The organism is Microbacterium sp. NPDC056057 (assembly GCF_042266945.1).
Taxonomy (GTDB): domain Bacteria; phylum Actinomycetota; class Actinomycetes; order Actinomycetales; family Microbacteriaceae; genus Microbacterium; species Microbacterium trichothecenolyticum_C.
This window is the reverse complement of record NZ_JBHJWS010000003.1, coordinates 318,961-342,893: the sequence shown is the minus strand read 5'-3', so window position 1 is coordinate 342,893 and position 23,933 is coordinate 318,961. Positions and strand designations below refer to the sequence as shown.

20 protein-coding genes and 2 tRNA genes are annotated in these 23,933 nt (G+C 69.8%); 5 read left to right on the top strand and 17 right to left on the bottom strand.

Annotated elements, in window-relative coordinates; translation table 11 throughout:
- The first annotated feature begins 45 nt into the window (after nucleotides 1-45).
- Nucleotides 46-2,097, top strand: a complete 2,052-nt coding sequence (locus ACFC1K_RS13690) for a M3 family metallopeptidase (protein ID WP_375872043.1) — start codon at nucleotides 46-48, stop codon at nucleotides 2,095-2,097.
- 7 nt (nucleotides 2,098-2,104) lie between these two features.
- On the opposite strand, the gene ACFC1K_RS13685 is transcribed toward ACFC1K_RS13690, so the two are convergent.
- From ACFC1K_RS13685 to ACFC1K_RS13650, 8 genes are all read right to left on the bottom strand, one after another.
- Nucleotides 2,105-3,223 (bottom strand): epoxide hydrolase family protein, encoded by a 1,119-nt coding sequence (locus tag ACFC1K_RS13685; protein ID WP_375872042.1) that lies wholly within the window; start codon nucleotides 3,221-3,223, stop codon nucleotides 2,105-2,107.
- Nucleotides 3,224-3,232: 9 nt separating this feature from the next.
- The gene (locus ACFC1K_RS13680; RefSeq protein ID WP_375872041.1) at nucleotides 3,233-4,219 is read right to left on the bottom strand and encodes a serine hydrolase domain-containing protein; all 987 of its coding nucleotides are present in this window, start codon (nucleotides 4,217-4,219) and stop codon (nucleotides 3,233-3,235) included.
- 30 nt (nucleotides 4,220-4,249) lie between these two features.
- A complete protein-coding gene (gene clpX / locus ACFC1K_RS13675; RefSeq protein WP_310291087.1) occupies nucleotides 4,250-5,518 on the bottom strand; it encodes an ATP-dependent Clp protease ATP-binding subunit ClpX in 1,269 nt (422 codons plus the stop codon).
- Nucleotides 5,519-5,724: 206 nt separating this feature from the next.
- The gene (locus tag ACFC1K_RS13670; protein ID WP_310291089.1) at nucleotides 5,725-6,396 is read right to left on the bottom strand and encodes an ATP-dependent Clp protease proteolytic subunit; all 672 of its coding nucleotides are present in this window, start codon (nucleotides 6,394-6,396) and stop codon (nucleotides 5,725-5,727) included.
- Between the two features lie 29 nt (nucleotides 6,397-6,425).
- Nucleotides 6,426-7,016 (bottom strand): ATP-dependent Clp protease proteolytic subunit, encoded by a 591-nt coding sequence (locus ACFC1K_RS13665; protein WP_310291090.1) that lies wholly within the window; start codon nucleotides 7,014-7,016, stop codon nucleotides 6,426-6,428.
- Between the two features lie 157 nt (nucleotides 7,017-7,173).
- Entirely contained in the window at nucleotides 7,174-8,688 is a 1,515-nt protein-coding gene (gene tig, locus ACFC1K_RS13660) for a trigger factor (protein ID WP_375872040.1), read from the bottom strand.
- Between the two features lie 81 nt (nucleotides 8,689-8,769).
- Nucleotides 8,770-8,843: transfer RNA gene (locus ACFC1K_RS13655), tRNA-Pro, on the bottom strand.
- 75 nt (nucleotides 8,844-8,918) lie between these two features.
- Nucleotides 8,919-9,296 carry a nuclear transport factor 2 family protein gene (locus tag ACFC1K_RS13650; RefSeq protein WP_056368297.1) on the bottom strand — a complete coding sequence of 126 codons (378 nt, stop codon included), beginning with the start codon at nucleotides 9,294-9,296 and terminating at the stop codon, nucleotides 8,919-8,921.
- Between the two features lie 98 nt (nucleotides 9,297-9,394).
- Between ACFC1K_RS13650 and ACFC1K_RS13645 the strand changes: the two genes are divergently transcribed.
- Nucleotides 9,395-9,465 (top strand) — tRNA-Gly (locus ACFC1K_RS13645).
- A 151-nt stretch (nucleotides 9,466-9,616) separates the two neighbouring features.
- A complete protein-coding gene (locus ACFC1K_RS13640) occupies nucleotides 9,617-10,522 on the top strand; it encodes an alpha/beta fold hydrolase (RefSeq protein ID WP_375872039.1) in 906 nt (301 codons plus the stop codon).
- Nucleotides 10,523-10,531: 9 nt separating this feature from the next.
- On the opposite strand, the gene ACFC1K_RS13635 is transcribed toward ACFC1K_RS13640, so the two are convergent.
- Nucleotides 10,532-11,071: a gamma carbonic anhydrase family protein gene (locus tag ACFC1K_RS13635; protein WP_375872038.1), complete on the bottom strand. Its 540-nt coding sequence runs from the start codon at nucleotides 11,069-11,071 to the stop codon at nucleotides 10,532-10,534.
- Nucleotides 11,068-13,215, bottom strand: coding sequence for an acyltransferase family protein (locus ACFC1K_RS13630; RefSeq protein WP_375872037.1), 2,148 nt, complete (start codon nucleotides 13,213-13,215; stop codon nucleotides 11,068-11,070). Before ACFC1K_RS13630 ends, ACFC1K_RS13635 begins: the two co-directional genes overlap by 4 nt.
- A gap of 144 nt (nucleotides 13,216-13,359) precedes the next feature.
- On the opposite strand from ACFC1K_RS13630, the gene ACFC1K_RS13625 reads away from it, so the two are divergent.
- Complete coding sequence (locus ACFC1K_RS13625) at nucleotides 13,360-13,842, top strand: Dps family protein (RefSeq protein ID WP_375872036.1); 483 nt, start codon at nucleotides 13,360-13,362, stop codon at nucleotides 13,840-13,842.
- A 50-nt stretch (nucleotides 13,843-13,892) separates the two neighbouring features.
- Here the strand turns inward: ACFC1K_RS13625 and ACFC1K_RS13620 are convergent, their stop codons facing one another.
- The 7 genes from ACFC1K_RS13620 to ACFC1K_RS13590 form a co-directional block, all read right to left on the bottom strand.
- Entirely contained in the window at nucleotides 13,893-14,561 is a 669-nt protein-coding gene (locus ACFC1K_RS13620; protein ID WP_310291100.1) for a response regulator transcription factor, read from the bottom strand.
- A 20-nt stretch (nucleotides 14,562-14,581) separates the two neighbouring features.
- A complete protein-coding gene (locus ACFC1K_RS13615; RefSeq protein WP_375872035.1) occupies nucleotides 14,582-15,991 on the bottom strand; it encodes a sensor histidine kinase in 1,410 nt (469 codons plus the stop codon).
- 109 nt (nucleotides 15,992-16,100) lie between these two features.
- The gene (locus ACFC1K_RS13610; RefSeq protein ID WP_375872034.1) at nucleotides 16,101-17,606 is read right to left on the bottom strand and encodes an amidohydrolase family protein; all 1,506 of its coding nucleotides are present in this window, start codon (nucleotides 17,604-17,606) and stop codon (nucleotides 16,101-16,103) included.
- The gene (locus ACFC1K_RS13605; RefSeq protein ID WP_375872033.1) at nucleotides 17,603-18,244 is read right to left on the bottom strand and encodes an FMN-binding negative transcriptional regulator; all 642 of its coding nucleotides are present in this window, start codon (nucleotides 18,242-18,244) and stop codon (nucleotides 17,603-17,605) included. Before ACFC1K_RS13605 ends, ACFC1K_RS13610 begins: the two co-directional genes overlap by 4 nt.
- A 41-nt stretch (nucleotides 18,245-18,285) precedes the next feature.
- The gene (locus ACFC1K_RS13600) at nucleotides 18,286-19,284 is read right to left on the bottom strand and encodes an Fpg/Nei family DNA glycosylase (RefSeq protein WP_375872032.1); all 999 of its coding nucleotides are present in this window, start codon (nucleotides 19,282-19,284) and stop codon (nucleotides 18,286-18,288) included.
- Nucleotides 19,285-19,287: 3 nt separating this feature from the next.
- Nucleotides 19,288-19,833, bottom strand: a complete 546-nt coding sequence (locus ACFC1K_RS13595; protein WP_375872031.1) for a ribose-5-phosphate isomerase — start codon at nucleotides 19,831-19,833, stop codon at nucleotides 19,288-19,290.
- A gap of 84 nt (nucleotides 19,834-19,917) precedes the next feature.
- Nucleotides 19,918-21,117, bottom strand: coding sequence for a ferrochelatase (locus tag ACFC1K_RS13590; RefSeq protein WP_375872030.1), 1,200 nt, complete (start codon nucleotides 21,115-21,117; stop codon nucleotides 19,918-19,920).
- Between the two features lie 184 nt (nucleotides 21,118-21,301).
- Here ACFC1K_RS13590 and pepN point away from each other — a divergent pair, with 184 nt between their 5' ends.
- Nucleotides 21,302-23,848 (top strand): aminopeptidase N, encoded by a 2,547-nt coding sequence (gene pepN / locus ACFC1K_RS13585; RefSeq protein WP_375872029.1) that lies wholly within the window; start codon nucleotides 21,302-21,304, stop codon nucleotides 23,846-23,848.
- Nucleotides 23,849-23,933 lie beyond the last annotated feature (85 nt).

The following is a 23,933-nucleotide window of genomic DNA, read 5'->3' as shown; positions in this document are numbered from 1 at the left end:
CAAAAGACTCTCGGCATGGGGGTCGGCGTGACTAGGCTGGACGCCATGCCGAACGAGAACCCGCTCCTGTCCCCCAGCACGCTGCCGTACGGTCTGCCCGAATACGCGGCCATCCGCCCCGAGCACTACCTGCCGGCGTTCGAGCAGGCGTTCGCGGAGCACACCCGCGAGGTGGCGGCGATCACGCGCGTGCGCTCGATGCCGACGTTCGAGAACACGCTGGTGCCGCTGGAAGAGAGCGGTCGCCTGCTGGGTGACGTCGCCCGCACGTTCTACACCGTGTCGTCGGCCGACGCGACGCCCGAGATCCAGGAGATCGAGGAACAGCTCGCGCCCCTCATGTCGGCGCACCAGGACTCCATCCAGCTCGATTCGGACCTGTTCTGGCGAATCAGGTCGATCCACGAACAGCTCGACCAGCTCGATCTGACGCCCGAGCAGCGGTACCTCGTGGAGCGCCACCACACCGAGATGGTCCACGCCGGTGCGGGACTGGACGACGCGGCGAAGCAGAGCCTCACGGAGCTGAACCAGCGGCTGTCGACCCTCACCACGCAGTTCGAGAAGAACCTCCTCGCCGACACCAATGACCTCGCGATCGTGTTCGACCACGCGTCCGAACTCGACGGGCTCTCGGAGGGCGAGCTGTCCGCGGCGGCGCAGGCCGCGGCGGATCGCGGACTCGAGGGCAAGTGGGTCGTGACCCTGACCCTCTTCACGGGGCATCCCTACTTGTCGAGCCTGACCGACCGCGGATCCCGTGCGCGCCTGCTCGCGGCATCCCGCTCCCGGGGCTCGCGCGGCACCGAGCACGACAACCGCGCCACCCTGCTCGAGATCGTCAGGCTCCGCGCCGAGCGGGCGGCGCTGCTCGGCTACGACTCGCACGCGTCGTACATCACGTCGGACGAGACCGCCGGCTCCCCCGCAGCGGTCCACGACCTGCTGCGCCAGCTCGCCGTGCCCGCCGCCCGCAATGCCCGGCGCGAGCAGGCCAAGCTGCAGGCCATCATCGACGCCGAGCCGGAGCCGTTCGCGCTGGAGGCGCAGGACTGGGCCTTCTACACCGAGAAGGTGCGCGCGGCCGAGTACGACCTCGACCGCGCCGCGCTGCGCCCCTGGTTCGAGGCGGAGCGGGTGCTCCAGGACGGCGTGTTCCGGGCGGCCACCGATCTGTACGGCATCACGTTCGCCGAGCGCACGGACCTCGGTGGATACCACCCCGACACCCGCGTGTTCGAGATCCACAACGCCGACGGATCGACGCTCGGGCTGTACATCCTCGATCTCTACACGCGCGACACCAAGCGCGGCGGCGCATGGATGAATTCGATCGTGCTGCAGTCGCGGCTGCGCGGCACACAGCCGATCGTGGTCAACAACCTCAATGTGCCGAAGCCGGCCGAGGGGCGGCCGACCCTGCTCAGCCTCGATGAGGTGACCACGCTGTTCCACGAGTTCGGGCACGCCCTGCACGGGCTGTTCGCGACCGTGACGTACCCGCACTTCGCCGGCACCAACGTCTACCGCGACTTCGTGGAGTTCCCCAGCCAGGTCAACGAGATGTGGATCTACTGGCCCGAGATCCTCGCCTCGTACGCCCGCCACATCGACACCGACGAGCCGCTGCCTGCCGCGATCGTCGACAAGCTGCACGCGTCGGAGGCGTTCAACCAGGGATTCGCGACGAGCGAGTACCTCGCGGCGGCATGGCTCGACCAGGCGTGGCACTCGCTGTCGGTCGACGGCGCTGCGGCCGACATCGACGTCGCGGACTTCGAGGCGGCCGCACTCGCCGACATCGGGCTCGACAATGCGGCCGTGCCGACCCGCTACTCGTCGACCTACTTCGCTCACGTGTTCTCGGGCGGCTACAGCGCCGGCTACTACTCGTACATCTGGAGCGAGGTGCTCGACGCCGACACGGTGGAGTGGTTCCGCGAGAACGGCGGACTCCGTCGCGAGAACGGTGATCGCTTCCGCGGCCGGCTGCTGGGCGTGGGTGGGTCGAAGGATCCGCTCGAGGCCTACCGCGACTTCCGGGGCCGCGACGCCGAGATCCAGCCGCTGCTCGATCGCCGCGGACTGGCAGGCTAGCCGACGCTCACAGCAGGTCGAGCTCGCGGGCGAAGGCGCGCACCCGCTCGGCCATCACGGCGGGCACCTCGGCGATCGCGAAGTGCCCGCCCTCGTCGAGCCGCTCGAAGGTGCGCAGGTCGCGGTAGAAGCGTCGTGCCAGCGATTCGGGGTAGTCGCCTTCGTGGCGCTGGATGTGGACGGATGCCGGAACCACGACGGGTGGCATCTCGTCGGGCTGGTCGGCGCCCTCGTAGTAGGGCCGGAACGAGGTGCCGATGGTCTGGGTCGTCCAGTAGATCATCGCCTCGGTCAGGATGCGGTCGCGAGAGATCCGTCGCTCGACCGCGCGTGGGTCCGCTTGCGGAGTGTCGCTCCACTCCACGAGCTTCTCGGTCAGCCAGGCGAGCAGACCCGCCGGTGAGTCGTTGAGGGCGGCGGCAAGCGTGTCGGGCCGGGTCGCCTGCACGTGCCCATAGGCGCCGTTGGTGCCGCCCCATTGCTCGAGGCGTGTGAAGAAGGCGACCTCGTCGGGGGCGGTCAGAAGCTCGCGCTCGGCCATGGAGGGGAAGTGCGAGTGGGTGACGACCACACCCGACACCGCCTCCGGGTACGATCCCGCGATCAGGTCGTTGACGTTCGCCGACACGTCCTCGCCGTAGGTCAGGTAGGACTCGTAGCCGAGCGCGTCGGTCATGAGGGCATGCATCGTCGCGGCGAGCCGGGTCTCGGTCATCGGGCCTTCGGCGTAGGCGGACGAGTACGCGAAGCCCGGGAAGCTCGGCACCACGACGTGGAAGTCGGGCAGCAGATCCGCGAAGTCGAGTTGCAGCGCGAACGTGTGCGGCCAGCCGTGCATCACCAGGAGCGCGGGCGCGTCGTCGCGGGCGGAGCGCAGATGCGCGAAATGGATCGTCGCGTCGCCGACGTCGGCGAGGAACTGCGGGTGCCCGTTCAGCCACGCCTCGCGCGCCCGCCAGTCCCAGTCGCGCCACGCCTGGACGAGGGTGGCGAGATAATCCGCGTTCATGCCCGACGGCGGTCGCCGCGGCGATTCCGGAAGAGGCCGGAATCGGTCGAGGCGCTCCTGCAGATCAGCGAGTGAGGCGTCGGGCACGTGGATCGAGAAGGGGCGAACGGTGGGCATGGCCCGAAGCTACTCAGCCCCTCCGACACCGCCTGCCCGGATTGCGCTCATCAACTCGCGGACTCGGACGAAGGTCGGCACTTCGGCATTCGCGAGCCCCGTGACCGTTGTCGCCGTCGGAGGGTGGTGCCGGCTCACCGCCACCACGCCGTGGTCGCCGCCCACGATCGCGAGATCCTCGCCATCGAGCCACACCCCCCGGCCGTAGCCGAGCCCGTCGCCCGCGTCGGCGGTGACCCGCTCGGTGAGCAGCGCGACCAGCGCCGGGTCGACGATGCGCCCCGCCAGGAGCGCCACCCAGAACCGGTGGAGATCTCCCACGGTGGAGTGCGCTCCCCCGTCGCCGGACCCGACGACCGGCAGTTCGAACACGTTGGTGCGGCCGTCGTCCCTGTAGCCGGTCGCGGTGCCCGGCGGGAGCAGATCGGAGCGGGGAAAGCCGGTGGATGCCATGCCGGCGGGCTCGAACACGCGTGCCCGCACGAGGTCGGCGAACGGAGTGCCCGAGGCGCGCTCGGCGATGATCGCGAGCACGACGTAGCCGCCGTTGCAGTAGGAGAACCGTTCGCCCGCGCGGAACTTCGTCGGGAAGCCCTCGAGCATCGGCAGGTAGGCGGGCGTGGAGTCGAGGCTCTGCACCGGCACGCTGAGGGGCGCCAGCGCATCCACCTCCTCGTCGAGATAGTCCCCGATCCCGGACGTGTGGCTCAGCAGATGGTCGATGGTGACGTCATCGGCGATGAGCGGCAGGTCGTCCTGGAGGATCTCGCGCGCGGGAGTGTCCTGCTGCAGCAGGCCGTCGCCGATGAGCGAGAGCGTGGTGAGCGCGGTGAAGGTCTTCGTTCCGCTCGCGAGCCCGAACCGCGTCGCGGGGGTGTTCGGCGCACCGGCGGTACGGTCGGCAAGCCCGACAGCCCACTCGCCCAGCACGTCGTCGCTACGGCGCGCGCTGATGACGCCGCAGAAGCCCTCGAGGTCCGGTGCGACATCGCCCATGCGTGGGACTCCCGCGGTCGTGGGATCCGGTCAGGCGCTCTTGCGCTTCTCCCGAAGCACGAGAGTCGGCGGAGCGCCCTCGTCGACCGCGGCACGGGTCACGATGACCTTGTCGACATCGTCGGTCGACGGGATCTCGAACATGATCGGGCCGAGGACGTCCTCGAGGATCGCACGAAGGCCGCGCGCGCCGGTCTTGCGCGCCACCGCGAGGTCGGCGATCGCCTCGAGCGCCTCGTGATCGAACTCGAGGGTGACGCCGTCGAGTTCGAACATGCGGTGGTACTGCTTCACGAGCGCGTTCTTCGGCTCGGTGAGGATCTCCATGAGCGCCTCGCGGTCGAGCGACGAGACCGAGGCGACGACGGGGAGCCGACCGATGAACTCGGGGATCAGGCCGAACTTGTGCAGGTCTTCCGGCTGCACGTCGCCGAACAGGTTGAGGTCTTCGTCCTTGCGGTGCAGCGAGGCGCCGAAGCCGACGCCGTGCTTCCCGACGCGAGAGGAGATGATGTCTTCCAGTCCGGCGAACGCGCCCGCCACGATGAACAGGACGTTCGTCGTGTCGATCTGGATGAACTCCTGGTGCGGATGCTTGCGACCGCCCTGTGGCGGGACCGAGGCCACGGTGCCCTCGAGGATCTTGAGCAGCGCCTGCTGCACGCCCTCACCTGAGACGTCACGGGTGATCGACGGGTTCTCGGCCTTGCGGGCGATCTTGTCGACCTCGTCGATGTAGATGATGCCGGTCTCGGCGCGCTTCGTATCGAAGTCGGCGGCCTGCAGCAGCTTGAGGAGGATGTTCTCGACGTCTTCGCCGACGTAGCCGGCCTCGGTCAGCGCGGTGGCATCGGCGACCGCGAACGGCACGTTGAGGCGCTTCGCGAGCGTCTGCGCGAGATAGGTCTTGCCGCAGCCCGTGGGCCCGAGGAGCAGGATGTTGCTCTTGGCGATCTCGATCTCGTCGGCGCGCTGCTCGGCCGACTGGATCGTGCCGTGCGCGCGCACACGCTTGTAGTGGTTGTAGACGGCGACCGAGAGTGCGCGCTTGGCGTCGGTCTGCCCGACGACGTACTCCTCGAGGAACGCGAAGATCTCGCGGGGCTTCGGCAGGTCGAAGTCGGCGACGACGCCGGACGACGATTCGGCCATGCGCTCTTCGATGATCTCGTTGCACAACTCGACGCACTCGTCGCAGATGTAGACGCCGGGTCCGGCGATCAACTGCTGGACCTGCTTCTGGCTCTTACCGCAGAAGGAGCACTTGAACAGGTCGGCGCTCTCACCGATGCGTGCCATGCCGCTCCTCCTCGTACGTCGGGGGCGAGCCCCCCAGCTGTTCTCCGAGCCTAATAGCTGAGGCCGACATGCGGCGGCATTGCGACGCACGTTGTGGACGACCCGGGGTTCGCGGAGAGAGAACCGGGACCGCACACGCGAGCGCCCCGCCGCCCGGTCATCCGGGCGGCGGGGCGCTGAGCTCTGCGCAGATCGACGCGGAGAGACTACTTCGTCAGGGCCTGCTGGCCGCGCTTGCGCGTGGTCAGCACCTGGTCGACGAGGCCATAGGTGACCGCCTCCTCCGCGGAGAGGATCTTGTCGCGATCGATGTCCTTGTTGACCTCTGCCTGCGTCTTGTTCGAGTGCTTCGCGAGCGTCTCCTCGAGCCAGGTGCGCATGCGCAGGATCTCGGCCGCCTGGATCTCGATGTCCGACGCCTGACCGTGGCCGGCCTCGCCGACGGCGGGCTGGTGGATCAGGATGCGGGCATTCGGCAGCGCCAGGCGCTTGCCGGGTGCGCCGGCCGCGAGCAGCACGGCCGCGGCGGACGCCGCCTGGCCCAGCACCACCGTCTGGATCTGCGGCGACACGTACTGCATGGTGTCGTAGATCGCGGTCATCGCCGTGAACGAGCCACCGGGCGAGTTGATGTACATGATGATGTCGCGGTCGGGGTCCTGCGACTCGAGCACGAGCAGCTGGGCCATGACGTCATCGGCCGAGGCATCGTCTACCTGGACGCCCAGGAAGATGACGCGGTCCTCGAACAGCTTGTTGTACGGGTCCTGGCGCTTGTAGCCGTAGGCGGTGCGCTCCTCGAACTGCGGCAGGATGTAGCGGCTGCCGGGCATCTGGAGCGCCTGGGGCGCCGCCGCTCCGAAGGTGGGGGTCTGCATTCCGGGTTCTCTCTCTTTCGCCTTCGGTCTCAGCTGTCGGAGGCGGTGCCGCCGCCGCCGATCACGTCGCTCGCGGATTCGCGGATGTGGTCGACGAAGCCGTACTCCAGTGCTTCCTCGGCGCCGAACCAACGGTCGCGGTCACCGTCGGCGTTGATCTGCTCGACCGACTTGCCCGTCTGCTTGGCGGTGATCTCGGCGAGGCGCTTCTTCATGTCGAGGATGAGCTGCGCCTGCGTCTGGATGTCGCTCGCGGTGCCGCCGAACCCGCCGTGCGGCTGGTGCAGCAGGACGCGGGCGTTCGGCGTGATGTAGCGCTTGCCCTTCGTGCCCGCCGTGAGCAGGAGCTGGCCCATCGAGGCGGCCATGCCGATGCCGACCGTGACGATGTCATTGGGCACGAACTGCATCGTGTCGTAGATCGCCATGCCGGCCGTGATCGAGCCACCGGGCGAGTTGATGTAGAGGTAGATGTCCTTCTCGGAGTCCTCGGCGGCGAGAAGCAGGATCTTCGCGCAGATCTCGTTGGCGTTGTCGTCACGCACCTCTGACCCCAGCCAGATGATGCGGTCCTTCAACAGCCGGTCGAAGACGCTGGTCGCGACAAGTGGTTCGGCCATGTGTACTCCTGTTTCCTTGGGTCGCCATCGAATCTACCGGCGCCTCGCGAACGACCCGCCCGTGTTCGCCCTGGGCAGAGCGCACACATGACAGAAGAGGACGGATGCCGCGGCATCCGTCCTCTTCCGTCGATCGGTCAGTCGACCGAAACGAGTATCACTCGGCGTCGGCGGCCTTCTTGGCCGGGGCCTTCTTGGCGGCCGGCTTCTTGGCGGGAGCCTTCTCAACAGCCTCAGCGTCCTCCGCGGCCGCCTTCTTCGCGGCGGGCTTGCGCGCGGGAGCCTTCGTGGCGGGCTTCTCGGCGACCTCGGCCTCTTCGGCCTCGATCACGGCGTCGGCGTCGGCCGCGGCATCCGCGATCTCCTCCGCCTCCTCGACGACTTCTTCCTCGTCCTCGTTGGCGACGAAGCCGCTGAGGTCGACGGGCTTGCCGTTCGTGTCGACGACGTTGACCTTGCCGAGCGCGACGGCGAGAGCCTTGTTGCGGGCGACCTCGCCGATCATGGCGGGGAGCTGGTTGCCCTCCTGCAGCGCGTTCACGAAGTCCTGCGGTGCCATGCCGTACTGGGCGGCCGACTGCACGAGGTACTGCGTGAGCTCGTCCTGCGAGACCTGCACGTTGACCGTCTCGGCGATCTTGTCGAGCAGCATCTGCGTCTTGAACTGCTTCTCGCTCGCCTCGGCGACCTCGGCGCGGTGGACGTCGTCCTCGAGACGGCCCTCGCCCTCGAGGTGGTTGTGCACCTCGTCCTCGATGAGCTGCGGCGGAACGGGGATCTCGACCTGCTCGAGCAGCGTCTCGATCAGCTTGTCGCGCGCGGCGGAGCCCTGCGTGAAGGCGCCCTGCTGGCCGACGCGCTCCTTGAGGCTGTCGCGCAGCTCGGCGATCGTGTCGAACTCGCTCGCGATCTGGGCGAAGTCGTCGTCGGCCTCGGGAAGCTCGCGCTCCTTGACGGCCTTGACGGTCACCGAGACCTCGGCCTCGTCGCCGGCGTGGTCGCCGCCGACGAGCTTCGAGCGGAAGGTGGTGTCCTCACCGGCGGTGAGCGAGTCGATGGCCTCGTCGATGCCCTCGAGGAGCTCGCCCGAGCCGACCTCGTAGGAGACGCCCTCGGCGCGGTCGATCTCGTTGCCGTCGATCGTGGCGACGAGGTCCAGCTCGACGAAGTCGCCGGTGGCGGCGGGACGGTCGACGGTCACGAGCGTGCCGAAGCGGCCGCGCAGGCGGTCGAGCTCCTCGTCGATCGCGGCCTCGTCGACCTCGACGGCCTCGACCTCGACGGTCGTGCCCTCGAAGGACGGCAGGTCGAACTCGGGACGCACGTCGACCTCGACGGTGACCTCGAGGTCGCCCGAGAAGTCCTTCTCGTTCGGCCAGGTGGTGACGTCGGCCGACGGACGGCCGAGCACGCGCAGCTCGTGGGCTGCCGCGGCCTCGCGGTAGAAGGTGTCGAGACCCTCGCTGACGGCGTGCTCGAGCACCGCGACTCGACCGATGCGCTGGTCGATGATGGGCGCGGGCACCTTGCCCTTGCGGAAGCCGGGGATCTGCACGTCCTGCGCGATGTGCTCGTAAGCGTGCTTGATCGACGGCTTGAGCTCGTCGGGGCTGACCGTGATGTGCAGCTTGACCCGGGTCGGGCTGAGCTTCTCGACGGTGCTGTTCACCATGCCTGTACTTCTCCTCTTTCCGGCCGCACGCGGCAGCGTGCGGTTGAAGGTCTGGGTTCGAAAATTCCGAGGGCCGTGATGTCGGGGCGACAGGATTTGAACCTGCGGCCTCCCGCTCCCAAAGCGGGCGCTCTACCAAGCTGAGCTACGCCCCGGGCGGGTTCGCACGCGTGCGTGCGCCTTTCGGCCCCGAGAAGTCTAGCCGACGCGCCCGCGACGTTCCTGCGCGCCTACATCTGCTCGACCCAACCCGCGCGCCAGTCGGGGGCCGGGAACGGCTTCGTCCAATACGCGGTCTCTTTCGAGATGAGTCCGTCGCGCAGCTCGAAGACGAACACCGTCTGGTAGGGATCGCCGTCACCGTAGTCCAGATCAGCCTCCAGCACCCACAGGTCCCCGGCACCGGTGAGGCGGCGCGGCGAGATCGCAGGAAGCTGCGGAAACGCGCCGTAGATGGCGCGCCGGTTGTCTGCGCCCACGATGCGCTCCCCCGACTGCGGCCACTCGATGACGGCGTCGTCGTGGAACACATCGTCCATGCCCGCGACGTCGCCCGCGTTGAGTGTGGCGACGAGCGCCTCGACGACCTGTCTGCCCGTGCGTTCCATGACCGGCCCCTTCGCTCGGCCGCGCGTCTGGACAGCGGGTCGGAACGGGAAGGCCGTCGCGATGTAATACGATTGACCGTGCCCGTCCGCGGGCGCACGGGGATGTAGCTCAATGGTAGAGCCTCAGTCTTCCAAACTGATGGTGCGGGTTCGATTCCCGTCATCCCCTCCGAATGCCCTTCCGAGGCCGGCCGAAGGCCGCCGCGGAGGGGCGATTTCATTCGCATCGCGCGATCTGCTCCCGCGTGGCCTACTGTTCCCGGGTCGCCCTCTCGCGGCAGACTGGGTGCGGAACTGTTCCATGCCCTCCAGGAGCCGCGATGAGCAGCCGTAAGCCGATCCCCGAGCCGGGCGAGCGCAAGCTCCCGCGGCGCGCCGCGTCGGAGCTCGCCGAGAAGTGGACCCGCATCGACGGCGTCGACGTCTTCTACCGCGAGTCGCCGAACCCGACAAAGGACGAGCGCGTGATGGCGCACGTGCACGGATTCGGGCTGTCGGGCCGCTACCTGCTGCCGACGGCTGAGCGGCTCGCCGACGAGTTCCACACCTACGTCCCGGATCTTCCCGGATTCGGGCGCAGCGGCAAGCGCAAGGACATGCTCGACATCCCCGATCTCGCCCGTGCCGCGGTCGACTTCTTCGACGACCGGGGCATCGAGAAGGCGACGCTCGTCGGCAACTCGATGGGCTGCCCCGTCATCATCGAGTTCGCGCACCGCTACCCCGAGCGCATCGACCGTGCGGTGCTGGTGTCCCCCGCGGGCGGACTGTTCAACCAGCCGCTGCGTCGGGCGATCAAGCAGCTCTCGCAGGATGCTCCGCGCGAGCCGGTGAAGATGGCGCGAGTCGCGGTGCCCGACTACGTGCGCTTCGGCGTGCCGAGCACGATGAAGATGTTCCGCTCGCTCACGCAGTACCCGTCACTGCAGCGGCTGCTCGAGATGCGCATCCCCACGCTCGTCGTGCTGGGCCAGCGCGACCCGCTCCTCCCCCATGCGCACCGCGTCGACGAGATCGCGAGCCAGACCGACAGCCACGTGCTGGTCGTGATGCTCGAGGGCGCCGCCCACGCGATCAACTTCAGCCACCCGGGGCAGCTGGCCCACGTCATCCGTCATTTCATGGACGACCTGCCGATCGAGAACGACCCGGCGTGGCCCGGCCACGTGCGCCTGTACGAGGTGCACCGCGGCAAGCACCATCCGCCGGCGCAGCCGCGCGGCTGACGGGGCGCCTCAGTCGAGTGGCGTCGCGTCGCGGTGCTCGTCGATGTGCGCGAGGTAGTGCTCGGCGTTGCGAAGCAGACCGGCACGCTCCTCCACGGTGAGCTCCCGGCGCACCTTCGCGGGCACACCGGCGACCAGGGATCCGTCCGGGATCTCGGAGCCCTCGAGCACGACCGCCCCACCGGCCACGAGGCATCCCGATCCGATCTTCGCGCCGTTGAGCACCACCGCGCCCATGCCGATGAGCGAGCCGTCGCCGATCGTGCAGCCGTGGACGACGGCGTTGTGGCCGACCGAGACGTTCTCGCCGATCACGACGGGCCTGCCGGCGTCCACGTGGACCGAGACGTTGTCCTGGAGGTTGCTGTTCGCCCCCACCGTGATGGTGTCGCCGTCGGCGCGGAGCACCGCGTTGTACCACACGCTCGCACCGGGGCCGAGGGTCACGCCCCCGACGACGCGGGCGCCGGCGGCGATGAAGGACGTGGGGTCGAGCGAGGGCGTCCTGCCCGCTGCGACGAGGACCGATGCTCCGGGTGCGACCGTCATGGTCCGACCCTATTCGCCAGCGCCTTCTCGATGGCGTCGGTGTACCAGGGCGCCAGCGTGTCGGCGAACGTGACCGTCAGGTGGTCCTGGTCGCGGTAGATGTTCGCCCCGCCGACGACGGGCGCGCACGTGTCGGGGCCGCAGAACACGTCGGTGAAGTCGAGCAGCGTGACGGAGTCGAGACCGGATGCTGCGCCCCGGAGCGGATCGTCGTCCACCAGCACGTCCGATCGAGCGCCGTCGCACTCGGACATGTCGTGCGTGCGCAGGCACTTGTTGGGGTCGGTCTCCCACACGGGGTTGTCGACGACCGTGACGACGGGGATGCCGCGCGCGGTGACGGTGCTCCACGCGTCGCGGTAGCCCGCGACGGCCGCGTCGTAGGAGGAGTCGTAGCCGGCCGCCGAGTACGGAGTGGTCGCGATCGCCGCGGTGAACACGGCGTCGAGGTCGGCGTCGTCGATCGCGTTCTGCACGCGGTCGCGCCACTCGGTGCAGGCAGCGCCGAAGGCCCCCGGCGTAGCCAGCGGTGTGGCGTTCCAGGGGCACGCGCCCTTGAACCAGGTCACGAGCTGCCAGCCGTTCTCGTCCGCCATGCGCTGGAACGTCGACAGCAGCTGGTAGGCGTGGCTGTCGCCGATGAGCGCGACGCGCGGGGCGTCGGGGTCGTCCGAGCCGAAGGTGCACGAGACCGGTCGCGAATCGGTGAGCTGCACGAAGCAGTCCGGATTCTCGGGTCGGTCGATCCCCGCGAAGCCGGGAGCAGGGAGGATCGTGTCACCGAAGTCCGCGTCTGCGCAGGAGGAGTCGAGGACGGATGCCGCGCCGAAGCACTCGGGCGGATTCTGCTGCAGCTCCGCGATGTCGCGGGTGCCCTGGCTGTACAGGGGCGCGTTGACGAACCATGCGGAGGCGGCCACCAGGCCGACCACGATCATGGCGGCCAGCGACGACCACAGGGTCACGCGAGCGGGACGCGAGGTGAGTACCTTCCAGCCGCGGGCAGGATCCTCGACGAATCGCTTCGTGAGCCATGCGAGCACGAAGCACAGCACCAGCAGGGCGACGCGATGGTAGATCGTGAGGCCCCAGAACGGCACGGAGGGTGCGATGACGATCAGCGGCCAGTGCCACAGGTAGAGCGAATACGAGATGTCGCCGACGAACTGCGCCGGACGGATCGCGAGGATGCGGGTCGGGTACCACCAGCGCTCGGTGTTCGAGGCCGCGATGACGGCGGCCGCGCCGAGGGTCGGCAGCGCCGCCATGTAGCCGGGGAACGGCGTCTGCCCGTCGAACGTGAAGGCGACGTAGAGGAGGAGCAGGATGCCGCCCCAGCCGAGCACGAAGCTGCCGATTGCGCCCCGGACCCTCAGCACCGGGACGAGCGCGATCAGGGCGCCCACGCCGAACTGCCACATGCGGCCGAACGTGACGAAATACGCGGGCGCGGGGTTCGTGATCGTGAAGACGACGCAGAACACGAACGACACGGCGGTCACGATTCCGAGCGTCGTGATGATGGCGCGGCGCCGGGCGCCGCGGAAGAACTTCACGCCGATCCACGCGGCCAGCAGCATGATGAGCGGCCACATCACGTAGAACTGCTCTTCGAGGGACAGCGACCAGTAGTGCTGCACCGTGGTGGGCGAACCCGAGTGGTTGAGATAGTCGGCCGAGTTGAGCGCCAGGTACCAGTTCTCGACGTAGAACGTCGACGCGAGGATCTCGCGCACTTCGTTCGGCAGCGCCGACGTGGGCATGAGATACGGCGACATCACGACGACGGCGCAGAACAGCAGGACGAGGAGGGAAGCCGGGAGCAGGCGCCGTGCGCGTCGCGCCCAGAACTGGCCGAGCTTCACCGAGCCGGTGGCGGTCAGCTCGCGCATCAGATGCGCGGTGATGAGGAAGCCCGAGATCACGAAGAAGATGTCGACGCCGATGTAGCCGCCCGTGAGCCGGCCCGGCCAGAAGTGGTACAGCACGACGCACAGCACGGCGATCGCGCGCAGGCCCTGCACATGCGGGATGAAGCGCGAGGGCTCGGCGTGTTCGGGCGAGCGGTCGCGGGGCTCGCGGGTCACGGTCTTGGCGGGAACGCTCAGATGCTGCGGTCCGAGGTCGTGATCGGCGGAAGGCACGAATCGACGTTAGCCGCTGTCGCACCGCCGGCCCGCACCGACGGCGCGGATTCCCCGGTTTAGCCCAGCCTTCTCTTGCTTGCGGAATGACTCCTCGTGAGTAGCGTTGCAGTCACCAGAGGCCGAAAGATGGAGACGAGCGACATGACGAACACCCAGACCACCCCCGCAACCGCAGCGAACCCCGACGTCGCCGCCGCGACGGCGCAGTTCCTCACCCCCGTCGTCCTGGGCCTGCAGGCCCTGGCAGTGAACGGAAAGCAGGCGCACTGGAACGTGCGCGGCGCGAACTTCATCGCGATCCACGAACTGCTCGACTCCGTGGTCGCCCACGCTCTGGCCGGCGCCGACCAGGCCGCCGAGCGCATCGTGGCCCTCGGGCTCCCGGTCGACGCCCGCGTCGGCACGGTCGCCCAGAAGACCTCGTCCGCGGTCCCCGCAGGCTTCACGCAGTGGGATGCGCTCATCCGCAACGTGATCTCCGACATGGACACGGTCATCGCCGACACGCAGGCCGCGATCGACGGACTCGACGAGTTCGACCTCACGAGCCAGGACATCGCGATCGGCATCAAGGAGTCGCTCGAGAAGGACCGCTGGTTCCTCTTCGCGCACCTCGCCGAATGATCGCCATCTGATGACGAAGGCCCCCGGGATTCCCGGGGGCCTTCGTCGTGTCACGGATGCTGCAGGAAGGCGAGCACCGCAAGGACCCGGCGATGCTCGGTGCCCGACTCCTCGAGCCCGAGCTTCGCGAAAATCGCGCTGATGTTCTTCTCCACCGCTCCCACGCCGATGAACAGCCGCTCCGCGATGCTCGCGTTGCTGCGCCCCTCGGCCATGAGCGTCAGCACATCGCGCTCGCGCGGCGTCAGCGTGGAGAGCGGATCCGGCCGCGCCGAGAGCAGCCCCTGCACGACGAGTGGATCGAGCACGGTCCCCCGCTCGCGGACGCGGCGGACGGCGTCGGTGAACTCGTCGAGCGAGGTGACACGGTCCTTCAGGAGGTAGCCGACGCCGCCCTCGCCGCCGGCGAGGAGCTCCTTCGCGTAGACGCCCTCGACATACTGACTGAGCACGAGGATGCCGACCGCCGGCAGCGCGGCCCGCACCGCCAGCGCCGCGCGGATGCCTTCGTCCCGGAACGCGGGAGGCAGGCGGACGTCGAGGATCGCGACGTCCGCACGCGCTTCGCGCACACGGGCCACGACGTCATCGGCGTCGCCCCAGGCGCCGGCGGTGACGTAGCCCGCCTCGTCGAAGAGCCGGATGAGTCCCTCGCGCAGGAGGACCGAATCCTCGAACAGGACGACGCGGAGCGGGGCGGAGCCGGGCGACGAGACCATTCCCTCAGGATAGGGATCGGTCATGGCAGGGCCGTGAGCGGGATGTGCGCGCCGACCGAGGTCGGTCCGCCGACCGGGCTGGTCACGACCAGCACGCCGCGGAGCCCTGCGACGCGCTCGCGCAGGCCCTCGAGCCCATGACCCGACGTGATGGCGGCGCCGCCGCGGCCGTTGTCCACCACCCACACGTCGAGGTGCGTGGGTGCCCCGGCAGGCGTCCGCCGCAGCGACGCGCGCAGTGTGACCCCGGTGGCGCCGGAGTGCTTGACCGCGTTCGTCGTCAGCTCCGCGACGATGAAGTAGACGGTGCGGGCCACCTCCTGGCTGACGGCGCGGTCGACCGCGGGGTCGATCTCGACCTGCACCCAGAGCGGCGAGGCTGTCGCGACCGCGTCCAGCGCAGCGGCGAGCCCGCGGTCCTGCAGGAGCGGCGGGGCGACCCCGCTCGACAGCGCACGCAGCTCGTCCAGCGCCGCCTTCGCGTGACCCCGTGCGTCCCGCGCGAGGTCGGCCGCAGCATCCGTGTCTCCCGACTCGGCGCGGCGCTCCAGCGCGGCGAGGTCCATCTGCAGCCGTACCAGGCGCTGCTGCGGACCGTCGTGGATGTCGCGCTCGAGGCGGCGCAGGGCGACGTCCTCGGCATGCACCGCGGCACCGCGAGCCGCCGCCTCGGCACGGACCTCGGCAGCGAGCTCGTCCGATTCCCATCGGCCGAGCATGCCCTTCGCGACCGCGTGGTGGCCGCGCGCGAGGCCGCCGAGCACCCACGGCATCGTGAAGGTGAAGACGATGCCGGCGACGAGGTAGAGCGCGACCTCGACGGCCCAGCTCGACCAGCCTCCGAAGAGCCACGGCATGAAGTCGGCGACGTAGTGCCCCCACTCGCCCTCGGAGCCGTCCCCGCTACTCCAGTTCCGGGGCAGGAACAGCCCCCAGAACCAGTACGTGAGGCCGCCGAGGCCGACGCTCAGCCACACCACGGTGAGGGTGAAGGAGATGGTGCTGATGATCGGGTTCACGATCATGCCGTGCACCAGGTACAGCCAGTAGTGCGTGTTGCGGATCGGGCGGGTCAGCGTCACCCAGAAGCCTGTCGCCCCGGGCGCGTCACGATTCCACTCCGGCTCGGCGACCTCGGGCTGTCCGGTCAGAAGCAGGAGGAACCTGTCCGCGACGCCGAACCCTCGCGCGATCAGCAGCGTCAGCACGATGAGCGGCAGCCCGATCACCAGGATCAGCAGGCCGACGCCGGTCCAGAACAGCGATGCGAGCAGGCTCACCGAGACCATGGCGAGCACGAAGACCGCGAGAAGGTACAGCGCACTGCCCGGCGTGCGGACCCACGCCTGTCCGTACGATGCCCAGAACCCCGTCGCGGGGTGGGACGCGACCGGCTGGAGCGGGGCCGGTTCAGTGGTGGCGGCGGTCATCGGTGTCTCCCTCGGAACTCATGCTCCCAGCTTCGCGGCGGTCGCGGTGCCGCGGCATCCGATGCCCTCCCGAACGGGTACGGGGGCTGACCCCCGTACCCGCGACGGGTCACGCCACGTGCGTGAGTCGTCCCGCCAGCAGCGTCGCAGTCACGCGCATCCCGCGCAGCCGCGGCTCGTCGGCGGCGAGAGGGTCGTGTTCGCAGATCGCGAGGTCGGCGACGTCGCCGGGATCGATGCGCGCAGGCTCCGCCGAGCCGCCGCGCGTCGACGCGGCCAGTGCCGTCGCCGCGTCGACACGCTGCGCCGGCTGCCAAGCATCGCGGCCCCCTCGCGTGCGGAACACGGCGGACGCCATCGCCGCCCAGGGATCGAGCGGCGCGACGGGCGCATCCGAGCCGAAGAGCAGGTTCGCGCCGGAATCGGCGAGTGCCCGCAGCGGGTACGGCTGCGCCGTCTGGCCGGCCCAGACGGTGTCGGTCAGGTCGCGGTCGTCGAGCGCGTGCTCGGGCTGCACGCTCGCGCCCACCCCCAGTCGCGCGAACCGCGGGATGTCTGCGTGCGCGACGAGCTGCGCGTGCTCGATCGTGCCCCACGCCCCGGTCGCGGCGAAGGCGTCGAGCGCGTGCGAGTTCGCCACGTCGCCGATCGCGTGGATCGCCGACGCGATGCCTGCCGCGGTCGCGCGGGTCATGAGGTCGACGAGCGTCGCGACGTCGACGGTGAGCAGGCCGTGGTTGTGCGGGTCATCGGGATAGGCGTGGGAGCACGCCGCCGTGCGGGTTCCGAGGGATCCGTCGGTGATGACCTTGAGCGGGCCGACACGGACGAGATCGGATGCTGCGCCCCGGGCGACGTCTCCGGTCTGGAGTCCGTCGGCGATCGCGCGGTCGAGGAACTGGGGGTAGATCCCGAACGAGATCCGCAGCGCGTCGAACCCCGCCGCGAGGCGCCGGGCCCACGCGTCCTCGTTCCACGACATGTCGAGGTCGACGAGTCCCACGACACCGCGGGCGGCGGCATCGCGGGCCATGCGCGCGACGAGCGGGTCGGACACGGACGCGTCGACGGCGTTGAGCCGGCGTGAGATCTCGAACGCCGGCTCCTCGCGGAGGATGCCGTGGTCGTCGGGCTCGAAGCCCTCGCGGCGGAGCGCGGCCGAGTTGAGCCACACGCTGTGCACGTCGGCGTTGATGAGGTAGGTCGGGACCTCGCCCGTCGCGGCATCGAGCGCAGCGAGATCGGGGGTGTCGGCCCAGAACGCGTCGCGGAAGCCGCTGCCGACGCGGCGCCCGTCGGGCAGCGGATCCGCGGCCCCCATGAGACGCGCCGCCTCAGCGGCGGACCTCGCCCCTCCGAGTGGCACGCGCTGAGCCGAGAGCGCCCACTGCACCGTGTGGACGTGGTGGTCCCAGAGCCCGGGGACGACCCAGCCGCCGTCGGCGTCGAGCACTTTCCCGTTGCGCGGGAGCGCCCCGGCGGGCGCGATGTCGACGACGAGGCCCTCGGCCAGGTGCACGTCGACCGGGTCGGCGCCGAAAGGATCAGTGCGGTGGGAGCCGGTGAGACGCGCGTTCGCGATGACGTCGACCGCCTCGCCGCGCGCCGCCGTCACCGAGCGGCCTTCCGCGTCTCGAGGTCGCGCCGCATCTCCGCGGGGAGCCGCGGGTCGGCGTACGGGCTCGCACCGGCCTCGAGCTCCATGATCACGGTCTCGACGGTCTCGTCGGGCTTGTTCTGGCTCAGCTTGCGCTTGCCGACGACCTTCGTCGGCGTGAGCCGGAAGCCCACGGTGCCCCTCTCGAGCCGGCGCACGTACTCCGGATCGTTCGGCGGCTCCCACATCAGGCGCGGCTGCGGCAGGCCGCTCTCGAACCGCGCGACGAGGCGCTCGAGCACCTGGAGGTTCTCATCCGGCGTGAGCAGCTCCGGGATGCCGCCGAGGTGCGCCGAGACGAAGTTCCAGGTCGGGACGCTCTGCACGTCGCCGTACCAGCCGGGCGAGACGTACCCGTGCGGTCCCTGCACGACCACCAGCAGCTCACGCTCTCCGAGCCCGTGTACGAGGTCGTCGGGCTTGCCGACGTGGCCGACGATCGTCAGGTCGTCGCGGTCAGCGTCGAGGAGCACGGCGTAGTGCGAGGCGACGAGCCCGTTCTCGGTCGACGAGACGATCGTGACCCACGGGTTGTGCTCGATGAGCCGGCGGATCTCGCCGACATCCGACATCGCGAAGCTCGGGTTCTGACGCATGCGCCCAGCCTATTCGCGCAGGCTGCCCCCGCGGATCGGCGTCACGCCTGGCAGCGCGGGCACCAGTAGAGCTTGCGCCCCGCGGCCTCCTCGACGAGGATCGCGGTGCCGCACACCCGGCACGGCAGCCCCGCGCGGTGATAGACCCAATGGCGGTCGTCGCGACTTGCCATCGCGGCACGGTAGGCCTCGGGGTCGAGGTCGTCCATCGTCATCATCTGGCCGGTCTCGACGCCGATCGCGAGGAGGCGCACCCAGTCCCGCCAGAGGTCGCGGACGACCTCCTCCGGCACGTCGCGCCCCGGCGTGTGCGGGTTCTGCCGTGCCCGGAACAGCAGCTCGGCGCGGTACACGTTGCCGATGCCGCTGACGACGTTCTGGTCCATGAGCAGCAGGCCGATCGATGTCGGCTTGCGGCGCACCACCGAGGTGAAGCGCTCCTCGCCCTCCGCGACGTCGTCGACGAGCGGGTCGGGCCCGAGCTTGGCGATCGTCGCGGCGACCTCGTCGGGCGTCTGCAGCTCGCACGCGGTCGGGCCGCGCAGGTCGGCGCAGGTCACGTCCGTGAGCAGACGCAGGCGCACCTGCCCGACGACCGGCGGCGGCCACTCGTCGCCCTCGTCGGCGAGCCCCGTGGTCTGCTCCGACATGCGCACGTGCACGCGGGTGCGCCGCGGGGCGCCGATCGAGGTCAGCGAATTCTCGCCGGCGCCGTCGAGGATCGGGTCGTCGAGATCGGTGCCGCGCTGGTTCGTCTGTCCCATCCGGCCATTGGCCGAGGCGATCGTCGGATCGACCAGGATCTCACCCGCGAAGTCCCACGCCCCGTACATGCCCAGGTGCACGCGCAGCCAGAGGTCGTCGTCGAACTCGAGGAACATCTGCTTGCCGACGGCTCGCACCGAGGTCGCGGTGCGGCCGCTCAGGATCTCCGCGCCCTCGACGAAACGGCCCTGGGGGCTCGACGCCGCGACGGCGCGCCCGACGAAGTTGCGGTCGAACTGGCGGGCGATGCGATGGACGGAATGCCCCTCGGGCACGGTTCAGCCGGCTTCGGGGTCGAATGAGCTGTCGTCGGCGGCGAGGACGTCGGGCTGCGCGGTCACCGCACGCGGGTCGGGCTCGAGGGTGCCGTCCTCCTCGTATGCCGCGAGCTGCGCGATACGGCGGGCGTGGCGCTCCTCGCCGGAGAACGGGGTCGCGATGAAGCGGTCGATGAAGGTCGCCGCCTCTTCGAACGTGTGCTGACGTGCGCCGATCGCGATGACGTTGGCGTCGTTGTGCTCGCGGGCGAGCTCAGCGGTGGCGATGCTCCACGCGAGGGCGGCGCGGACGCCGACGACCTTGTTCGCGGCGATCTGCTCGCCGTTGCCGGAGCCGCCGAAGACGACGCCGAGTGCGTCGATGCCGGCCGCCTGGTCGCGCACGACCGCCTGCGCGGCGCGGATGCAGAACGCGGGGTAGTCGTCGAGCGGGTCGTACTCGATCGGGCCGTGGTCGACGACCTCGTGGCCGGCGGCCGCGAGGTGGTGCTGCAGCTGCGTCGAGAACTCGAGGCCGGCGTGGTCGGTCGCGATGTGGATGCGCATGGGCTCAATCCTAGAGAGGGCGGGCGGCGGAGGACGAAGGATGCTGCGGCCGCGGCGAGCGGTCCGCTCGGGCGGTTCGCCGGCTCAGGGCGCGACGCCCGCGGCGGCGGGCTTGAAACCTGCCCGCACGTTCTCGCAGCAGGCGGGGCGACAGACGTCGAACCAGGGTCCGAGGTCGGTCGCGTGGGGCCGCTCCCCCGCAGGCGTGCCGTTGAGGCGCTCTTGGACGAGGTCGACCAGCCCCGACACGAACGCCGGGTCGACGCCGGGCGTCGGCGTGCGCACCGCGCGGATGCCGACCTCGGCCGCGGCATCCATCGCCTCCGTGTCGAGGTCCCACAGCACTTCCATGTGGTCGCTCATGAAGCCGACCGGGACGATCGCCACGGCCTGCACACCGGCCGTGGGCAGCTCGGCGATGACGTCGTTCACGTCGGGCTCGAGCCACGGCTGGCTCGGCGGGCCGGAGCGCGACTGGTAGACGAGATCCCACGCGACGCGATCTGCGCCGGGGACCTCGGCGGCCACGGCCGCCATGACGACCTCGGCCACCGCGAGATGCTGTGCGGCGTAGGCGCCGCCCTCACCCAGGTCGCGGTGCAGCTCGTCGCCCTCGCGCGGGCCGGAGCGCTCGGCATCCGCCGTCGGGATGCTGTGGGTCGAGAACAGCACCCGCACGGCCTCGGGGGCGATGCCGTCGGAGAGGAAGCCTGCCACGGCGTCGCGCACCCCGTCGACGAAGGGCTGCACGAACCCGGGGTGGTCGAAGAACTGCCGCACCTTGTCGATCGAGACGCGCCCGGCGAGGTCCGTCTCCGTCAGCACGCGCGCGAAGTCCTCGCGGTACTGCCGGCAGCTCGAGAACGACGAGTAGGCGCTGGTCGCGAGCGCCAGGAGGTTCGTGTGGCCGGCGGCCGCGGCATCCGTCACCGCCTCGCCGAGGTAGGGCGCCCAGTTGCGGTTTCCCCAGTAGACGGGAAGGTCGAGACCGCGCCGAGCGAGCTCGCCCTCGAGGGCGGCCTTGAGCGCGCGGTTCTGCGCGTTGATCGGGCTCACGCCGCCGAAGTGGCGGTAGTGGTGAGCGACCTCTTCGAGGCGCTCGTCCGGGATGCCGCGGCCGCGCGTGACGTTGCGGAGGAAGGGGATGACATCGTCCTGGCCCTCCGGGCCGCCGAAGCCCGCGAGAAGGATGCCGTCGTACGCGACGGGCTCTTCGACGTACGGGGCGCCCGGTGCGGCGGCGGGAGAGGCGAACGGGACGACGTGCTGCTCGGGAGAGGTCACCCCTCCATCCTGACACCGCGCCCGGGTGGTTTCAGCCACGGGATCGGGCGTTCGCGGGCCCGCTGGCATAGGCTGGGACGGTTGTCATCGGTGCCAGCAGCGCTGGTGGCGGCCGCCGGATCGAGCGCTCGCGCGACGAGCCGATCGACCACCTCCGTCATCCTCACCCATGGGAGCCACAGCAGTGCCTGGAGAGAACCTCACCCGCATCGAGGCGCAGGAGCGCCGCGCGATCGTCGACACGCAGTCGTACGAGGTCGCGCTCGATCTGACGAAGGGCGCCGAGGTCTTCGGATCCCGCTCCGTCGTCCGCTTCACCGCGACGCCCGGTGCCGCGACGTTCATCGACCTGATCGCGCGCGAGGTGCGCGAGATCACCCTCAACGGCCGCTCGATCGACCCCGCGACGGCGTTCGCCGACTCGCGCATCGCGCTCGACGACCTGGCCGCCGACAACGAGCTCGTCATCGACGCCGACTGCCTGTACACCAACACCGGCGAGGGCCTGCACCGCTTCGTCGACCCGGTCGACGGCGAGGTCTACCTCTACTCGCAGTTCGAGGTGCCCGACTCCCGCCGCGTGTTCGCGGTGTTCGAGCAGCCCGACCTGAAGGCGACGTTCGCGTTCACGGTCACGGCCCCCGAGCCGTGGAAGGTCGTCTCCAACTCCCCCACTCCCGAGCCGAAGAAGCACGGTGACGGCACCGCGACCTGGCGCTTCGAGCCGACGCCGCGCATCTCGTCGTACATCACCGCGCTCATCGCGGGCCCGTACGAGGCGACCTTCTCCGAGCTGACCAGCTCGTCGGGCCGCGTCATCCCGCTCGGCGTCTACGGCCGCAAGAGTCTCTGGCAGTTCCTGGACGCCGACTACATCTTCGACAAGACGCGCCAGGGCTTCTCGTACTTCGAGGAGAAGTTCGATTACGCCTACCCGTTCGCGAAGTACGACCAGCTGTTCGTGCCCGAGTTCAACGCGGGCGCCATGGAGAACGCGGGCGCGGTCACCTTCACCGAGACGTACGTCTTCCGCTCGAAGGTGACCGACGCCGTCAAGGAGCGCCGCGTCGTCACGATCCTGCACGAGCTCGCGCACATGTGGTTCGGCGACCTCGTGACCATGAAGTGGTGGAACGACCTGTGGCTGAACGAGTCGTTCGCCGAGTGGGCGTCGACGATCGCCACCGCCGAGGCGACCGAGTGGACCGAGGCGTGGACCACGTTCAACGCGATGGAGAAGACCTGGGCGTACCGCCAGGACCAGCTCCCCTCGACGCACCCGGTCGTCGCGCAGATCAACGACCTCGAAGACGTGCAGGTCAACTTCGACGGCATCACGTACGCCAAGGGCGGCTCGGTGCTCAAGCAGCTGGCCGCATGGGTGGGCATCGAGGCGTTCTTCGCGGGTGTCGCCGCCTACTTCAAGAAGCACGAGTGGTCGAACACCGAGGTGGGCGACCTGCTCGCCGAGCTCGAGGCCACCAGCGGACGTGAACTGTCGACGTGGTCGAAGAAGTGGCTCGAGACGGCGGGCGTCAACACGCTCTCGCCCGAGATCGTGACGGACGTCGACGGCACCATCACGCGATTCGCGATCGTGCAGACCGCCCCGGCGGACTACCCGACGATCCGCCCGCACCGCCTCGGCGTCGGCTTCTACGAGCTCCGCGGCGAGGCTCTGGTGCGCGTGCACCACGTCGAGCTCGACGTGGACGGCGACCTCACCGAGGTCCCCGAGCTCAAGGGGCACAAGCGTCCGGCGCTGGTGCTCCTGAACGACGAGGACCTCGCCTACGCGAAGATCCGCCTCGACGACCAGTCGCTTCAGACCGCGATCGACCACCTCGGCAAGATCAGCGACCCGCTCGCCCGCTCGCTGGTGTGGGGTGCCGCGTGGGACCAGACGCGCGATGCCGAGGCATCCGCTTCCGACTACGTCGACCTGGTGCTGCGCAACATCGGCGCCGAGACCGAGTCGACCACCGTCCGCACCACCCTTGCGCAGCTGCAGCTCGCCGCGAACTCGTACGTCGCGCCCGAGAAGCGCGACATCACGCGTGCCAAGGTCGCCGACGCACTGTGGACGCTGGCCGGCTCGGCCGAGGCCGGCGGCGACAGCCAGCTGCAGTTCGTGACCGCGTTCGCGTCCGCCGCGGCCACCCCTGGCCAGTGGGACAAGGTCCGTCAGGTGCGCGACGGCGAGGCGACGTTCGACGGTCTCGACATCGACACCGACCTCTCCTGGCAGCTGCTCGTATCGCTCGCCGCCGGCGGGGTCGTCACGGCGGCCGACATCGACGAGGCCCTCGAGGCCGACAACACCGCCAAGGGCGGCGAGTTCGCCGCGCAGGCCAAGGCGGCGCTCCCGTCGGCGGAGGCGAAGGCCGCCGCGTGGTCGTCGCTCGTCGACAGCGACGACCAGCCGAACACGATCGTCCGGTCCGCGGCCCTCGGCTTCACGCACCCGGCCGGACGCGCACTGCTCGGCGACTTCGTCGCGCGCTACTTCGACTCGCTGCTGCCCATCTGGAACTCCCGCACGTACCAGATCGCGCAGTACCTCATCGTGGGTCTCTACCCCGCGCCGCTCGCCGACGTCGCCCTCCAGGGCGCCACGCGCGCGTGGCTCGAGGCGAACGGCGACGCCGCTCCCGCCCTCCGCCGCCTCGTCGCCGAGAACCTCGCCGGCGTCGAGCGCGCGCTGTCGGTGCAGGACCGCGACGCTCAGTAGGCAACGACGACGGATGCCTCGACCCTGCGTGGGTCGAGGCATCCGTCGTCTTCGGCACCCTGGTACCACTCCGTCGCCGAGTGTT

What these genes read in the sequence shown, in the direction of transcription:
- ACFC1K_RS13625 (WP_375872036.1), top strand. Translation starts at nt 13,360, where the DNA reads ATGACGAACACCCAGACCACCCCCGCAACCGCAGCGAACCCCGACGTC.
- ACFC1K_RS13635 (WP_375872038.1), bottom strand. Translation starts at nt 11,071, where the DNA reads ATGACGGTCGCACCCGGAGCATCGGTCCTCGTCGCAGCGGGCAGGACG.
- ACFC1K_RS13640 (WP_375872039.1), top strand. Translation starts at nt 9,617, where the DNA reads ATGAGCAGCCGTAAGCCGATCCCCGAGCCGGGCGAGCGCAAGCTCCCG.
- ACFC1K_RS13680 (WP_375872041.1), bottom strand. Translation starts at nt 4,219, where the DNA reads ATGGGCGATGTCGCACCGGACCTCGAGGGCTTCTGCGGCGTCATCAGC.
- ACFC1K_RS13670 (WP_310291089.1), bottom strand. Translation starts at nt 6,396, where the DNA reads ATGCAGACCCCCACCTTCGGAGCGGCGGCGCCCCAGGCGCTCCAGATG.
- ACFC1K_RS13690 (WP_375872043.1), top strand. Translation starts at nt 46, where the DNA reads ATGCCGAACGAGAACCCGCTCCTGTCCCCCAGCACGCTGCCGTACGGT.
- ACFC1K_RS13650 (WP_056368297.1), bottom strand. Translation starts at nt 9,296, where the DNA reads ATGGAACGCACGGGCAGACAGGTCGTCGAGGCGCTCGTCGCCACACTC.
- clpX (WP_310291087.1), bottom strand. Translation starts at nt 5,518, where the DNA reads ATGGCACGCATCGGTGAGAGCGCCGACCTGTTCAAGTGCTCCTTCTGC.
- ACFC1K_RS13620 (WP_310291100.1), bottom strand. Translation starts at nt 14,561, where the DNA reads ATGGTCTCGTCGCCCGGCTCCGCCCCGCTCCGCGTCGTCCTGTTCGAG.
- ACFC1K_RS13685 (WP_375872042.1), bottom strand. Translation starts at nt 3,223, where the DNA reads ATGCCCACCGTTCGCCCCTTCTCGATCCACGTGCCCGACGCCTCACTC.
- ACFC1K_RS13615 (WP_375872035.1), bottom strand. Translation starts at nt 15,991, where the DNA reads ATGACCGCCGCCACCACTGAACCGGCCCCGCTCCAGCCGGTCGCGTCC.
- ACFC1K_RS13665 (WP_310291090.1), bottom strand. Translation starts at nt 7,016, where the DNA reads ATGGCCGAACCACTTGTCGCGACCAGCGTCTTCGACCGGCTGTTGAAG.
- ACFC1K_RS13595 (WP_375872031.1), bottom strand. Translation starts at nt 19,833, where the DNA reads ATGCGCATCCACATCGCGACCGACCACGCCGGCCTCGAGTTCTCGACG.
- ACFC1K_RS13605 (WP_375872033.1), bottom strand. Translation starts at nt 18,244, where the DNA reads ATGCGTCAGAACCCGAGCTTCGCGATGTCGGATGTCGGCGAGATCCGC.
- tig (WP_375872040.1), bottom strand. Translation starts at nt 8,688, where the DNA reads ATGGTGAACAGCACCGTCGAGAAGCTCAGCCCGACCCGGGTCAAGCTG.